The organism is Pseudomonas sp. AC083 (genome assembly GCF_979253165.1).
Map to the genome: position 1 here is coordinate 1 of NZ_CEEDDH010000214.1, position 258 is coordinate 258.

At 47.7% G+C, this 258-nt stretch carries 1 protein-coding gene; it reads left to right on the top strand.

What is annotated here, in order from left to right:
* Positions 1-258, top strand: a 258-nt coding sequence (locus tag AC0IXA_RS27755) for a phosphopantetheine-binding protein (RefSeq protein WP_471814953.1), incomplete at both ends; no start/stop codon positions are given.

The window sequence follows — 258 nt, forward strand, 5'->3', positions numbered from 1 at the left end:
TGATTACATGGTGCCCGCAGCATATGTACAGATTGACGCCATGCCGCTTACAGCAAACGGGAAGCTTGATCAAAAATCACTGCCGGCCCCTCAATTGCATTTACAGCAAGCGGATGGGCGCGGCCCAAGAAATCCGAAAGAGGAAATCCTATGTCATCTCTTTGAAGAGGTGCTTGATTTGCCTAAAATCAGCATAGACGATCGCTTTTTTGACATTGGTGGGCATTCACTGCTTGCAGTTCGTTTAATCAGCCGCAT